Source organism: Chryseobacterium sp. NG-CE01 (assembly GCF_055695505.1).
In genome coordinates this window covers 971120-983473 of record NZ_CM146369.1, presented here as the reverse complement: position 1 = coordinate 983473, position 12354 = coordinate 971120, and the positions used below count along the sequence as shown (strand labels likewise).

The window sequence follows — 12354 nt, the reverse complement described above, 5'->3', positions numbered from 1 at the left end:
ATTTATGAATCTACTTTCAATAAACGGTTTTCAGATAATAGCTGTTCTTATGATCATTGCTGTATTGTATATTACAGCGGTAGCGAAACTTTTTAGAAACAAATCTGGCCTTTTGCCTTATCTGGCGCTCATTCTTTTTCCTGTGATAGGACCTTTGGGAATTATTCTGGGAGATTATAAAAAGAAATTAAAATAAAACGGGGCGGAAATTTTTTCCGCCCCGTTTTATTTTGCTGGTAGTTAATATATCATTATCGTTCTTCAGGAACTTTTTTTCATCGACTGGCAAAGCGCCATAAACTGCTTCTCGACATCCTGGAATTTTTCCGGCAATTCAGGAGATACCCAGAAAAGCATGGCCATTGTTTTCTCCCCAAAACTCTCTCTGAAAAGATCCTTATTCAGACGATAGCATTCCCTGAGCAGCCTTTTTATACGGTTTCTATGCACCGCTTTTTTGAAATATTTCTTGGAAACCGAAACCGCAAACTTCGTGCTCTCAACAGGAGCGGCAGGCTTGTCTTTCAGAATAATAATCCTGAGATTGCCATTACTCTTCCATTTGCCTTTTTCAAAAAGCAAAGAGATCTCGGTGTTTTTTTTGAGTTTTTCGGCTCTGGGATAGGTGAAGTTCGTCATGTACAGATTGTAAATATAAGGGATAATTTTTTAGTATAGTGATGATAACTCAGACCGGTCCGGCATTATTGTTATTCATAACTGATATGCACTGCAGCGAGTCCGGCACTTTAGATATGTAAAAATTAATCCTTTTTTACCAGATGATTAATTACTTCTGCAGCTGCATACAACCCGAAAATCGCAGGGATATAGCTGATGGTTCCGTAGAAAGATCTCTTATAATTGCTTCCGTCGGTCATTTTTAAACTTTCCTCATTCTGAATTTCATTTGAAAAAACACAGCGGATTCCTTTATTGATTTTCTCTTTTTTCAGTCTTTTTCGTACCTGTTTTGCAAGGTAGCAGTTGTGGGTTTTGCTGATATCCCGCACCATGACTTTACTTGGGTCTGTTTTTCCGCCGGCTCCCATAGAGCTTACCACTTTTATTTTTCTTCTTCTTGCTGCAATTAGCAAGGTCAGTTTGGGCGTTACACTGTCGATGCAGTCGAGGATGTAGTCAAATTTTCCCTCATCGAGAATCTGGCCCATTCTTTCCGGGTTGAGGAATTCGTTGATTTGGGTTAAATTCAGCTTAGGATTGATGTCTAAAAGCCTTTCTGCCACGACTTCCACCTTATGCTTTCCTACGGTTGAATGCAGAGCAGGAAGCTGCCTGTTGATGTTGGTAATATCTACCGTGTCGCCATCTACAATCGTCATATTGCCGACGCCGGCTCTGGCTATGAATTCCGCGGCAAAAGAGCCGACACCGCCCAGACCTATCACCAGCACATTCGCCTTTGTCAGCTTTTCCAGACCTTCCTCCTTGATCAGAAGCTCTGTTCTTTCCAACCAGTATTTATCCATTTTTTATTGTCTCTAAATTTTCTAAAATTTGTTTATGTAAATTCTCCGGGGAAATACCCTTTATTTCCGCAGCTTTAAGATACAGATCCCTGATCTTGAAATCATCATTGTCGGTTTCTAAAAATATTTTGTCTAAAGGAGTAATTTTCAAAGTATTTTGCAAAGATAAATTATACAAAACCGCTTTTCCAAAACTCAGGTAAAAATTATTTTTCAGCAGGTCTTCCGCGATGCGTTCTTTTTTATTAAAACCATGAATAATCATCGGCTGTTCTGCATATTTTTTTAAAGAAATCACTTCATAAAATTTCCGTACACAATGAATGATCAAAGGCTTTTTAACCTCATTGGAAATCCTGATCTGTCTCAGAAAAACATCTTCCTGGACTTTCTGATCCGTCTCAGCAAAAGAGTCCAGTCCGCATTCTCCGATGGCGATACACTTTTCGGTAATGCTCTCCTCAAGCCACTGGAACTGCTTTTCGATAAGGCGTATATCAATTGCTTTAGGATGAATTCCGACGGAAAAAGGGACACCCGGAGGAATATCATTCATATCCAGATTGTAAATTCCAAAGGCAGTATTTCTCTTATGGTGATGAAAATCAAAAAAATCCATATTCAAAAATACTATTAATTTGGAAGTTCTGTAAAATTCCTTAAACGAACGTTTATAAATCTGTTAAAAATTCTTAACTTTACTTAAAAGTACATTGCATGAAGAAAAAATTTACAGAAAAACAAATCCACATTTTAGACATCGCCGAAGAGCTTATTGCAAAAAAAGGCTACGAGGGCACATCAGTAAGAGACATCTGTTCCAAAGCAAATATCAATGTTGCAATGATTTCTTATTATTTCGGATCTAAAGAGAAAATGATGTCTTATCTCTATCAATACAGGGTTTTGAAGACCAGAGAAAACTTTTCCGAATTTGCAGATACCATTAAAGAAGGTAAACCTGAAATGCAGATGAAAGAAATCATCAAATATATTGTCGCACAATTATTTAAATACAATTACTTTCACGGGTTTGTTACCCAGGAACTGCGGCATACGGAAAACCTCAAAGACGAATTAATGGATTTCTACCAGCTGTTTGTTAAAAAACTGGATGAAGTTATCAAAAAAGGAGTGACTTCAGGAGTATTTACCTTTACTCCGAAGCCTGAAGATATTCTCACAACCATTATCGGGTCTACGTTATTTGTCATCCGGAACCGGAATTTTTATGAACTCTATGTTCCCAGCAAAAGTGAAGAAACGTATTCCAAAGAGGCCGAAAAAAAAGTAAGAATGAATCTCTTAATGAGTGTTTTTGCCATTTTGGGATACGCAGCAGACTAAAATTACGTTAAATAATCATAAAAAAAAATCTATTGACAAAAAAGTTATATTTTTGCAAATTAGTAAATCGGCTGTATAATCCGAAAACTGTTGAATTTTTTATATGAAAAAATATATTTTAGGTCTTTTTGCTGTAGCTGTACTTTCATCGTGCGTAAGCAAGCAGGAAAGAGCAATGAAAAGTGCGGATAAAAACCTCATCCTGAAAACCGCCAATGAAAATTTCGCTAAAAAGAAATGGAAGAATGCATTGGCTCTTTATGACAGGCTTGCCAACTTAGTGGCAGGAACGGATGACTTCCCGAATGTGGCGTTTAATACAGCGTATGCCAACTACTATGATAAGAATTTCAGATTAGCCGGAAACCAGTTTAAAAACTTTTCGGTGAATTTCCCGAAAGATCCCAGAGCAGAAGAAGCAGCTTACATGGCGGCTTTATGTTATTACGAAGGATCTATGGATTACAACCTGGATCAGTCTACCACACAGTCTGCCATCACAGAATTGCAGGATTTCCTTAACAACTATCCGAATTCGGAACGATCTAAAAATATCAATACCCTGATTGATGAATTGTCTTACAAGCTTGAATTCAAAGCGTATGAAAACGCAAGGCAGTACTTCAAAATGGGTGAATATAAAGCAGCAAACGTAGCATTGGAGAATGTTCTTGAAGATTTCCCAAGCACGAAACTTCGTCCGCAGATTTATGATTACATCATAAAATCACGATATGAACTGGCTACAAAATCGGTTTATGACCTGAAAGACGAGCGTATAGAGAGCGCATTGGCCTTTTCCAGACAGATCGAAAAAGAAATGCCGAATACGGAGCTTGCCAAAACAGCATTGGATATCAGAGAAAGGCTTGAAAAAGAAAAGAAAGATTTCGTAGTTGTTAAAAAGCAGACCGAAGCAAGAATTGCGGCATTAACCGAAAGACAGAAAAAACTGCAGGCTCAGAACGATGAAAAGACAAAAACTGAGCAGCAGATGAAAGATCAGGTAGAGGCAGAGAAGAAAGCAATGCAGATCCAGAGGGACAGTGCAGCGATTAACACCCCTCCGCCGGCAGCGACTTTCAAAATTCAAAGATAATTCGTAAATTTGCGAACTTAAATAAAAATAATATTCTCAAAATGAGTGTAAAAGATACAAAAGCAGAAGTAAATACCATTACTTACGATAAGGATAAGATTGAAGACAAAGTAGGTTCAATCTACGAAGCGATTGTTATCATGGGAAAAAGAGCAGAGCAGATCAATGCTGAAATCCGTACGGAACTGCACAATAAGCTTGATGAGTTTGCTGTTCACAATTCTACATTAGAAGAAGTTTTCGAAAACAGAGAGCAGATCGAAATCTCAAAGCATTACGAAAAGCTTCCGAAACCAACTTCCATTGCTATCGAAGAATGGCTGAACGAAGATATTTACTTCAGAAAAACTGAAGAAAGAAAATAAGAATCAACGTATTTTTAATAAATGAGGGTCATAAAGGAAATCTTTTCTTTATGACCTTTGTTGTTGAAACAGCTTTCTAAGAAAAAATAAGTAATTTAGTATTCTTAAAATTAAATGGAATGAGTCTTTCCGGGAAAAAAATTCTCATCGCGGTTTCTGGAGGAATTGCAGCATACAAAATTCACTTTCTGATCAGGGATTTTATTAAAAAAGGTGCAGAAGTACAGGTCATTATGACCCCTGACGCAGAACATTTCGTGACAAAGCTCAGTATTTCCACACTCTCCAAAAAACCGGTATACTCAGATTTTTACAGCGATAACGGAACGTGGAACAGCCATGTAGAGATGGCGCTGTGGGCAGATGTGATGATTATGGCTCCATGTACGGCAAATACCCTCTCCAAAATGGTTCACGGAATGTGTGATAATCTGGTAATAGCAACCTATATGTCCGCAAAATGTCCTGTTTTTATCGCTCCTGCAATGGATCTCGATATGTATGCACATCCTTCAACAAAAAGAAACCTTGAGCTCGCAGAAAGCTTCGGACATGTTATTATTCCTGCGGAGACCGGGGAACTGGCAAGTGGACTGAGCGGACAGGGAAGAATGTCGGAACCTTCAACCATCGCCCGGATCATTGAAGATTTTTTTAATTCGGAGATAAATAAAACGCTGGAAGGCAAAACCGTTTTAATTACAGCAGGACCCACTTACGAAGCGATTGATCCTGTAAGATTTATCGGAAATCATTCTTCGGGTAAGATGGGTTTCTCCCTTGCAGAAGAAGCTTCCAGAAGAGGTGCGAGGGTTATTTTGATTTCGGGACCAAGCGCTGAAAAAGCAGTTCACAAAAACATTGAACTGCACAAAGTAACCTCGGCAAAAGAAATGCTGGCAAAAGTTTTTGAATTTTATGATTCCGCAGATATAGGAATTGCCAGCGCAGCAGTCGCAGATTATGCTCCCAAAGAAGTGGCGCCGGAAAAAATTAAAAAGAATGATGAAAATTTAACCATTGAACTGGTTAAAAATCCTGACATTCTGAGGACCATGGGCGAAAAGAAAACGCATCAGTTTTTGGTTGGTTTTGCGCTGGAAACTCAAAATGAAGAAGAAAACGCCAAAGCAAAATTTGAAAAGAAAAATCTCGATATGATCGTCCTGAATTCTCTTCGTGATGAAGGAGCAGGATTTAAAAATGATACCAATAAGATAAAAATATTTACAAAGACCGAAAAGAAAGTATTTGATCTGAAATCTAAAGATGAGGTCGCTAAAGATATTCTGGACTGTATCGAAGATCAGCTTTTAAATAAATAATAAGTTTAAATTATTTATTTTATTTAAAGTTTTTGCGGTTCATGAAAAGTAACAATTTGGTTAATTAAACATGCTACGGCCAAAACCTACGGTTTCCCTGTACATTTGAGGAGAAATGCTTACATTGGCCTTGAAGAATCTGCTGAAATAATATTCATCCTGATAACCCAGTTCAAATGCAATTTCTTTTACTGCTTTGTTGCTGAGATAAAGCTCTCTTTTGGCTTCAATAATTATTCTTTCTGAAATCAGTTCCGTAAGTGTTCTGTTGAAATGGCCCTTTGTAATTTTAGCTAAAGCTTTAACAGAAATATTTAAAGATTCCGCATAATCACTTGCCGAATGTTTCGTCTTAAAATCCCTTTCAATGGCCTCTTTAAGGTTTTGAAGAATGAATGGCTCTTTCAGATCGGCTGCAGTCTGGAAAGCACCTGGTTCCTGTTCTGTCTTTAGCCGGCATAATGCAATTAAAAATATTTTCAGGTAAGAAATTAATAGCTCATATTGAGCTAACGCCGGGTTTTGTATCTCAGCTTTCATTTGCTCTATGAGCGTGCTGAGTTTTAATGAAGTACCTTCATCAATCGTTACAAATGGCGGGTTGTAAATGTTATTGAACAATATCCCGTTGCAGGCAACTTCTGTCTGGTGCTTGTGGATGCAGAAAAAATCCGGATGAAACTGTAATACAATACCGCTGATCTGTTCCCCTGAACTTATCATAAAGGGTTGATACGGTGAAAAGGCAAAAAGGCTTCCGGCAGCAAATTCATACTCGGAAAAATCAGCTCTTACAGTACCATTTCCCTGATGAAACCATATCAGAGAATAATAATTATTGCGTTGAATATGATCAAAATAACAGCCATCTTCAAATGCGAAAATTTTGAACGCCAGATTTCCGTTCTGGGGATTGATAAGAGTATGCACCATTTGATTTTCCATATCACAAATATATTATTTTAATCTACGCTCTGTTTCTTTAATCGGAATATCATTGATGCTTGCAAATCTCTTTTGCATATATCCGTTTCCATCAAATTCCCAAAGCTCATTTCCATAGCTGCGAAACCATTGCCCGCTCTTGTCGCGCCATTCATATTCAAACCGGACAGCCATTCGGTTTTCTCTGAAACCCCACAGTTCTTTTTTAAGTTTATATTCCAGTTCCTTTTCCCATTTCTTTTTTTAAAACTGCTTCACTTCTCCTCTTCCGTTAATGAATTCGGTGCGGTTTCTCCATTCGGTATTTTCCGTGTAAGCTAAACATACTTTTTCGGGGTCTCTTGTATTCCATGCATCTTCGGCCATCTGAACTTTTTGTAAAGCAGTTTCCATTGTAAACGGCGGCAGAGGTAATCTTTTTTCTTCCATTCTTTTTTTGTTAAAAAAATGATGCTGCAATATGATAAAATGACAGCATCATTTTTAGAATTAAAATTTAAATAACTTTAGCCGGAGGAAAATCGATTTCTACTTTAGTGACCGCATGCAGATAGTTCATTGCTGTTTTTTCTGTAACCAATAATACGAGCTCTACCAGATGTGCTTTTGTATAGCCGGCATTGATAAAAGCGTCGACAGTCTCGTCTGAGGCAAATCCTCTTTTAACGGTTATTTCTTTTGCAAGAGCAACCAGGGCATTCAGTTGATGATCAAAAGAAACATCTCCTTTTCTGATTTCTATAGTCTGCTCTTCGGTGAATCCGGCAAGTGTAGCTAACAGTGTATGTGCCGACTGACAGTAGTGACAATCATTTACCTGGCTTACTATTAAATTTACAGCCTGTTTTTCTTTGTTTGAAAAGGAGGTTTTAGCATTCTGAAAAGCGAGATAGTTTTTTAGTGCGGTTTCAGATGATGCCATTACCGCATACAGATTTGGAACCATTCCTAAATTTTTTTTAAGATTATCAAAAATCTCCTGGTTTTCCGCAGATACTTCATCTCTTGCCGGAACTTGAAAATGTGTCATTTTTTTTATGTTTTATGTTGTGTCATTATTGACAGTACAAAATTGCTACAGCGCAGGGAACTTTAAAATGGATTATTTACGCAAGTTGATGGACAATTTTCTCTTTGCTCCTTTGGATTTCCGTTTTTAGCAGAAAATGCGGATATGCGGCACTCAATTCCGGATATTTTTGTCGTTTGATAAGAATAATTTTAATAAATTTCCGTTCTCAATCTTTACTATAAAAATGAAAAAATTTTTAAGCATATTTTTACTTCTCTTTTTGTGTAATTTTAGTTTTTCTCAGGAACTGCTGGCTACCGTGCAGGTGAATGCCCAACAGCTGGGAGGAAGTAACCAGGCCGCTTACAAGGCCTTGGAGAAAAGCCTCCGGGATTTTATCAATAACACCAGCTGGACCGGTAAAAGACTTCAGAACTTCGAAAAAATAAAATCAAATTTTGCCATCGTCATCAGCGAAAGAGATGGAAACCGTTTCAGAGGAAATATTGTTGTACAGGCGGTACGTCCGGTGTATAACACAACTTATGAATCACCGCTTCTCAATCTTCAGGATCAGCGCTTTTCTTTCGATTACGTGGAAAATGAAAACCTTATTTTCAATGAAAGGCAATTTTCAGGAAAAAACCTTATCGATGTCATCAGCTTTTATGTCTATGTAATTTTGGGGGTTGATGCAGACAGTTTTCAGTCGATGGCAGGAACCCAATGGTATCAGAAGGCACAGCAGATTGCCCAGAACGGGGAATCTCAGAATACGTATGACGGATGGAAGCAGATCAACGAGCCGAGAAGCCGTTCCATTTTGATCAAAGAAATCATGAGTCCGAACTGGAGCCAGCTCCGTGCAACAATTTATTCTTACCACCGAGCAGGACTCGATAATCTTTTTAACCAGGACCAGACAGCTGCAAAAAAAGTAATTTTTGACGCTTTAATGCAGCTAAAACAATACGAAAACTCTTTCCAACAGGCCTATTTTATCAATCTTATCTTAGATACGAAGGCAGACGAGATTTTCAATATTTTCAATTCAGGAAACAACGGAGGTATTGTTTTGGGAGATCTGAAAAACGAAATGATGATTCTTTCACCCAAAAGTACAGAGTCCCGTTGGAACAAGTGGAAACAGTAATCTTCATTTGAATCCTGAAATCTAATGTTCTATATTTGCAATAGCTAAAATAATCGCTATTATCAATGCTTTCGAGAATATACATTAAAAATTTTGCCCTTATTGACACCCTTGAAGTGTCTTTGCATAACGGTCTGCAGGTAATCACCGGGGAAACCGGTGCCGGGAAATCTATTATTTTGGGTGCTTTGCGACTGATCCTTGGAGAAAGGGCAGATGTAAAATCGATCTCAAAAGCAGAAGAGAAAAGCATCGTTGAAACCGAGTTTTCTTTAAATAATCAGTTTAAAAAATTCTTTATCGAAAACGATCTGGATTATGAGCACCAGACCATCATCAGAAGGGAAATCTTACCTTCCGGAAAATCACGGGCATTCATTAACGATGTTCCGGTCACCCTGGATATTTTAAAAGAACTGTCTTCCCGACTGATTGATATTCATTCACAGTTTGAAACCTCCAATCTTTTTACCGCAGAATACCAGTTCAAAATCATTGACGGACTTTCTGATAACAGACAGATCATCCATGATTATCAGAATGAATTTTCAGATTTCCAAAGTCTTAAAACACAGCTTAAGAAACTTCAGACACAGCTCTCGGAAGCCAATAAGGAAAGCGATTATAAAACATTTCTTCTCAATGAGCTGGAAGAGCTCCATCTGGATGATGTAGATTATGATGAGCTTCAGAACCAGCTTTCTATACAGGAAAACGCTGAAATGATCTCTGATAATCTGGCTCAGGTACTGTCGAGATTTCATCAGGAAGAGGTAGGGATTTTCTCATTTTTTAATGAGGCTAAGAACAAACTCTCCAGAATTGCAGAAGTATCTGCTAGCTTTGCAGAACTTGATGAAAGGCTGGAAGCTTCTTTTGTGGAACTGAAAGACATCATTTCCGAACTGGAAGATGAGGCGGAAAATATTGAAGTCAACCCGGAAAATCTGTTTCTGTTAATCGAATTGAATAACAGGATCAACAGCCTTTTTGTAAAGCATAATGTTACTGATGTTACGGGGTTAAAAGAAATCAGGGATCAGCTTGCGGGAGAACAGCAGGGAGCTTCTGAGCTGGAATCCCAGATTGAAGAAATTCAGGCCAATATTGCTAAAAAAGAAAAATCACTTCAGACGTTATCCGGCACATTATCAAAAAACAGAAAAAAACATATTCCTGTCTTCATTAAGAAAGCAGAAGCTCTACTCAAAAAATTAGGCCTTGAGAAAGCCAGAGTGGATATTGAATTGCAGGATGCTGCGGATTTCAATCAGTTTGGGAAAGAAAATATTCAGCTGTTGTTTCAGGCCAATTCCGGATTTCCTTTAAAACCTATTCAGACAGCCATTTCCGGTGGTGAAAGATCGAGGGTGATGCTGGCTGTAAAGAAAATTATTGCCGAGAGTGATGAGCTTCCGACCTTAATTTTAGATGAAATCGATACCGGAGTTTCCGGAAAAGTAGCGGAAGAGATCGGAAACCTGATGCGCGAAATGTCTGCCGATATGCAGCTGATCGTGATTTCTCACCTTGCGCAGGTTGCGGCAAAAGGAAACAATAACTATAAAGTAGTAAAGCAGGATGTTGCCGGAAGAACGCAATCTACTATCGTTCCTTTAAGTGCTGAGGAAAAGCTCAATGAAATAGCCCAGCTTCTTTCCGGAAGTAAAATCACAGAAGCAGCGTTGGCGCAGGCTAAAGAATTAATAGGATAAATTTAAATTAATTTAAACATATAAAGACTTCCGAATTTTTCAGAGGTCTTTTTTTTAATTTAGTCTGTCATCCTGAAAGGATCTAATATAGCATCAACATTTCTGATCTTATGTTTAAACTCCTAAAGAATGATCACCTGTACCTCTTTTTATACAGCTAAAATCTCCTGAGCTTAGCAACAGCATGTTTGAAACCTCCGGAGATGTTCTTTGGTTTCCTGCAACTTGCGGGAGACTTCAGGAGACCTCCGTTGGTTCTCCGCAAAATGTTTTAAACAAACGGACATCTGCTGAAGACCTACGCAGACTGTTTGGAACTTCCGTAGATGTCCGGTGGTTCAAAACAGGTCTGTTTGCTGTAAAATACATCCTGATTAAAAAGTTAAAAATTGTAACAATTGTAGCTTTATGCAAACTAATGTAATAAAAGCTAACTATGTTTGTAAAATTCCTGAAATTAGAATTCAAAAGTTTTTTTCGAGGCAGTTCTTTGGGGATCAATCTGGCAATGAAGATTCTTCGCTTTATCGGAATTCTTTATTTTATGGCATGTCTGGTGGGAGGTGCATTTGGTGCATTCTTCTACATTCAGGAGGAAATGCATAAGAACCCTGTACAAGTTGTTTCGAGATTTATGATTGCAGCCTGGGCGGTGGATCTTATCGCCAAATACATCTGGCAGGAACTGCCTACCCAAAACATCAAGCCGTTTCTTACCCTTAATATTTCCAAGAAAACTCTGGTCAACTATATGATGGGAAAGACATTTTTGTCTGCTTTCAGCTGGTTCAATTCTCTTTTTCTGATCACCTTTGCCACTATCGCATTATTCAGCGGATATGACGTTTTGGGCGTTTTAGGGTGGCTGATAGGAATTTCGCTGTTGTTTTACCTGAACAATTTTATCAACATTCTTTTCAACGATAAAGAGATCATTGCCATTGTTGTCGGATGTATCATCGCGGGAGCGGCAGCATTAGCATATTATAATATCGTTCCCGTATTGGATTATTCCGAGAGATTTTTCTTTAGTTTTTACGAAAAACCCTATTTGGTGGTAATCTCAATTGTATTGTTCTTCGGTTTATGGAAGATCTGCTTCAATCATATCCGACAGATATTTTATCTGGATGAAGGTTTGGAGGCTAAAAAAGCAGTCGGAAAAACAGAGAATATCATGTTCCTGAATAAATACGGAGCCATTGGAACATTTATTAACAATGATATTAAATTACTGAAGCGAAACAAAGTTACCAAAGGAATTGTATGGGGCAGTTTTCTGTTTCTTTTTTATGGGCTTTTGATGTTTTCGTCATCTATTTATAAGACACCAGCCATGATGATGTTCATGGGGTTATTTGTAACGGGAGGTTTCCAGTTTATGTTCGGACAAAGAGTTCCTGCTTTCGACAGCTCTTATTATCCTCTGATGATGACACTGAATGTTCCTTATAAAGAATATTTAAAGGCAAAATGGTGGCTCATGAATATCGTGACAGGCTTTTCAATCATTCTGGCACTTTGCTATGCGTATTTCGGATGGGACATGTACCTTACCTTTTTTGCGGCAGGAATTTATAATATCGGGGTCAATTCCCAGTTTACACTCTGGTCCGGAGCGTTTAACAAAATGCAGATCGACCTGAATGCAAAAGAGAAAAGATTCGGGCAGAAAAACAGCTTTAATATGAAATCTCTGCTGCTGCTGATTCCTAAATTATTTTTGCCGATGGTCGTTTTCGCACTGATGCAATACTTTTTTAATATTACGGCAGGCGTTATCAGCATTGCTGTTTTAGGATTAATAGGATTTTTGCTGAGAGAAAAAATATTCGATATTATCGTAAAACATTACAAGGTAGAAAAATACAGTACGTTAGAAGCATTCAAAAATAAAGACTAA

14 protein-coding genes and 1 pseudogene are annotated in these 12354 nt (G+C 38.0%); 9 read left to right on the top strand and 6 right to left on the bottom strand.

Features of this window, described 5'->3' with window-relative positions; all coding sequences use genetic code 11:
* The first annotated feature begins 4 nt into the window (after positions 1-4).
* Positions 5-196, top strand: a complete 192-nt coding sequence (locus tag ACYT6F_RS04800) for a hypothetical protein (protein WP_472600119.1) — start codon at positions 5-7, stop codon at positions 194-196.
* 65 nt (positions 197-261) lie between these two features.
* On the opposite strand, the gene rnpA is transcribed toward ACYT6F_RS04800, so the two are convergent.
* From rnpA to ACYT6F_RS04785, 3 genes are all read right to left on the bottom strand, one after another.
* Positions 262-639, bottom strand: a complete 378-nt coding sequence (gene rnpA, locus ACYT6F_RS04795; protein WP_472600118.1) for a ribonuclease P protein component — start codon at positions 637-639, stop codon at positions 262-264.
* Between the two features lie 125 nt (positions 640-764).
* The gene (locus ACYT6F_RS04790) at positions 765-1490 is read right to left on the bottom strand and encodes a tRNA threonylcarbamoyladenosine dehydratase (protein ID WP_472600117.1); all 726 of its coding nucleotides are present in this window, start codon (positions 1488-1490) and stop codon (positions 765-767) included.
* On the bottom strand, positions 1483-2109 hold the full coding sequence (locus ACYT6F_RS04785; RefSeq protein ID WP_472600116.1) for a TatD family hydrolase: 627 nt from the start codon (positions 2107-2109) through the stop codon (positions 1483-1485). Before ACYT6F_RS04785 ends, ACYT6F_RS04790 begins: the two co-directional genes overlap by 8 nt.
* A gap of 98 nt (positions 2110-2207) precedes the next feature.
* On the opposite strand from ACYT6F_RS04785, the gene ACYT6F_RS04780 reads away from it, so the two are divergent.
* From ACYT6F_RS04780 to coaBC, 4 genes are all read left to right on the top strand, one after another.
* Positions 2208-2837 (top strand): TetR/AcrR family transcriptional regulator, encoded by a 630-nt coding sequence (locus ACYT6F_RS04780; protein WP_472600115.1) that lies wholly within the window; start codon positions 2208-2210, stop codon positions 2835-2837.
* 103 nt (positions 2838-2940) lie between these two features.
* Entirely contained in the window at positions 2941-3936 is a 996-nt protein-coding gene (locus ACYT6F_RS04775; protein WP_472600114.1) for an outer membrane protein assembly factor BamD, read from the top strand.
* Between the two features lie 41 nt (positions 3937-3977).
* Positions 3978-4301: a DNA-directed RNA polymerase subunit omega gene (locus tag ACYT6F_RS04770; protein WP_027378789.1), complete on the top strand. Its 324-nt coding sequence runs from the start codon at positions 3978-3980 to the stop codon at positions 4299-4301.
* 119 nt (positions 4302-4420) lie between these two features.
* Complete coding sequence (gene coaBC, locus ACYT6F_RS04765; RefSeq protein WP_472600113.1) at positions 4421-5626, top strand: bifunctional phosphopantothenoylcysteine decarboxylase/phosphopantothenate--cysteine ligase CoaBC; 1206 nt, start codon at positions 4421-4423, stop codon at positions 5624-5626.
* Positions 5627-5686: 60 nt separating this feature from the next.
* Here the strand turns inward: coaBC and ACYT6F_RS04760 are convergent, their stop codons facing one another.
* The 3 genes and pseudogenes from ACYT6F_RS04760 to ACYT6F_RS04750 all read right to left on the bottom strand — a co-directional run bounded on the left by ACYT6F_RS04760 (position 5687) and on the right by ACYT6F_RS04750 (position 7601).
* Entirely contained in the window at positions 5687-6571 is an 885-nt protein-coding gene (locus tag ACYT6F_RS04760) for a helix-turn-helix domain-containing protein (RefSeq protein ID WP_472600112.1), read from the bottom strand.
* Positions 6572-6583: 12 nt separating this feature from the next.
* Positions 6584-7000 (bottom strand): annotated as a pseudogene (locus ACYT6F_RS04755) (DUF1348 family protein).
* Positions 7001-7067: 67 nt separating this feature from the next.
* The gene (locus tag ACYT6F_RS04750) at positions 7068-7601 is read right to left on the bottom strand and encodes a carboxymuconolactone decarboxylase family protein (protein ID WP_472600111.1); all 534 of its coding nucleotides are present in this window, start codon (positions 7599-7601) and stop codon (positions 7068-7070) included.
* 226 nt (positions 7602-7827) lie between these two features.
* Here ACYT6F_RS04750 and porD point away from each other — a divergent pair, with 226 nt between their 5' ends.
* The 4 genes from porD to ACYT6F_RS04730 all read left to right on the top strand — a co-directional run bounded on the left by porD (position 7828) and on the right by ACYT6F_RS04730 (position 12354).
* A complete protein-coding gene (gene porD, locus ACYT6F_RS04745; protein ID WP_472600110.1) occupies positions 7828-8736 on the top strand; it encodes a type IX secretion system protein PorD in 909 nt (302 codons plus the stop codon).
* A gap of 65 nt (positions 8737-8801) precedes the next feature.
* Positions 8802-10451 carry a DNA repair protein RecN gene (locus tag ACYT6F_RS04740; protein WP_472600109.1) on the top strand — a complete coding sequence of 550 codons (1650 nt, stop codon included), beginning with the start codon at positions 8802-8804 and terminating at the stop codon, positions 10449-10451.
* Positions 10452-10635: 184 nt separating this feature from the next.
* Positions 10636-10875 (top strand): hypothetical protein, encoded by a 240-nt coding sequence (locus tag ACYT6F_RS04735; RefSeq protein ID WP_472600108.1) that lies wholly within the window; start codon positions 10636-10638, stop codon positions 10873-10875.
* A 12-nt stretch (positions 10876-10887) separates the two neighbouring features.
* Positions 10888-12354 carry a DUF5687 family protein gene (locus tag ACYT6F_RS04730; RefSeq protein ID WP_472600107.1) on the top strand — a complete coding sequence of 489 codons (1467 nt, stop codon included), beginning with the start codon at positions 10888-10890 and terminating at the stop codon, positions 12352-12354.

Excerpts from the sequence above, each read along its gene's own strand:
- ACYT6F_RS04800 (WP_472600119.1), top strand. The coding sequence starts at position 5 with ATGAATCTACTTTCAATAAACGGTTTTCAGATAATAGCTGTTCTTATG.
- rnpA (WP_472600118.1), bottom strand. The coding sequence starts at position 639 with ATGACGAACTTCACCTATCCCAGAGCCGAAAAACTCAAAAAAAACACC.
- ACYT6F_RS04790 (WP_472600117.1), bottom strand. The coding sequence starts at position 1,490 with ATGGATAAATACTGGTTGGAAAGAACAGAGCTTCTGATCAAGGAGGAA.
- ACYT6F_RS04785 (WP_472600116.1), bottom strand. The coding sequence starts at position 2,109 with ATGGATTTTTTTGATTTTCATCACCATAAGAGAAATACTGCCTTTGGA.
- ACYT6F_RS04780 (WP_472600115.1), top strand. The coding sequence starts at position 2,208 with ATGAAGAAAAAATTTACAGAAAAACAAATCCACATTTTAGACATCGCC.
- ACYT6F_RS04775 (WP_472600114.1), top strand. The coding sequence starts at position 2,941 with ATGAAAAAATATATTTTAGGTCTTTTTGCTGTAGCTGTACTTTCATCG.
- ACYT6F_RS04770 (WP_027378789.1), top strand. The coding sequence starts at position 3,978 with ATGAGTGTAAAAGATACAAAAGCAGAAGTAAATACCATTACTTACGAT.
- coaBC (WP_472600113.1), top strand. The coding sequence starts at position 4,421 with ATGAGTCTTTCCGGGAAAAAAATTCTCATCGCGGTTTCTGGAGGAATT.
- ACYT6F_RS04760 (WP_472600112.1), bottom strand. The coding sequence starts at position 6,571 with ATGGAAAATCAAATGGTGCATACTCTTATCAATCCCCAGAACGGAAAT.
- ACYT6F_RS04750 (WP_472600111.1), bottom strand. The coding sequence starts at position 7,601 with ATGACACATTTTCAAGTTCCGGCAAGAGATGAAGTATCTGCGGAAAAC.
- porD (WP_472600110.1), top strand. The coding sequence starts at position 7,828 with ATGAAAAAATTTTTAAGCATATTTTTACTTCTCTTTTTGTGTAATTTT.
- ACYT6F_RS04740 (WP_472600109.1), top strand. The coding sequence starts at position 8,802 with ATGCTTTCGAGAATATACATTAAAAATTTTGCCCTTATTGACACCCTT.
- ACYT6F_RS04735 (WP_472600108.1), top strand. The coding sequence starts at position 10,636 with ATGTTTGAAACCTCCGGAGATGTTCTTTGGTTTCCTGCAACTTGCGGG.
- ACYT6F_RS04730 (WP_472600107.1), top strand. The coding sequence starts at position 10,888 with ATGTTTGTAAAATTCCTGAAATTAGAATTCAAAAGTTTTTTTCGAGGC.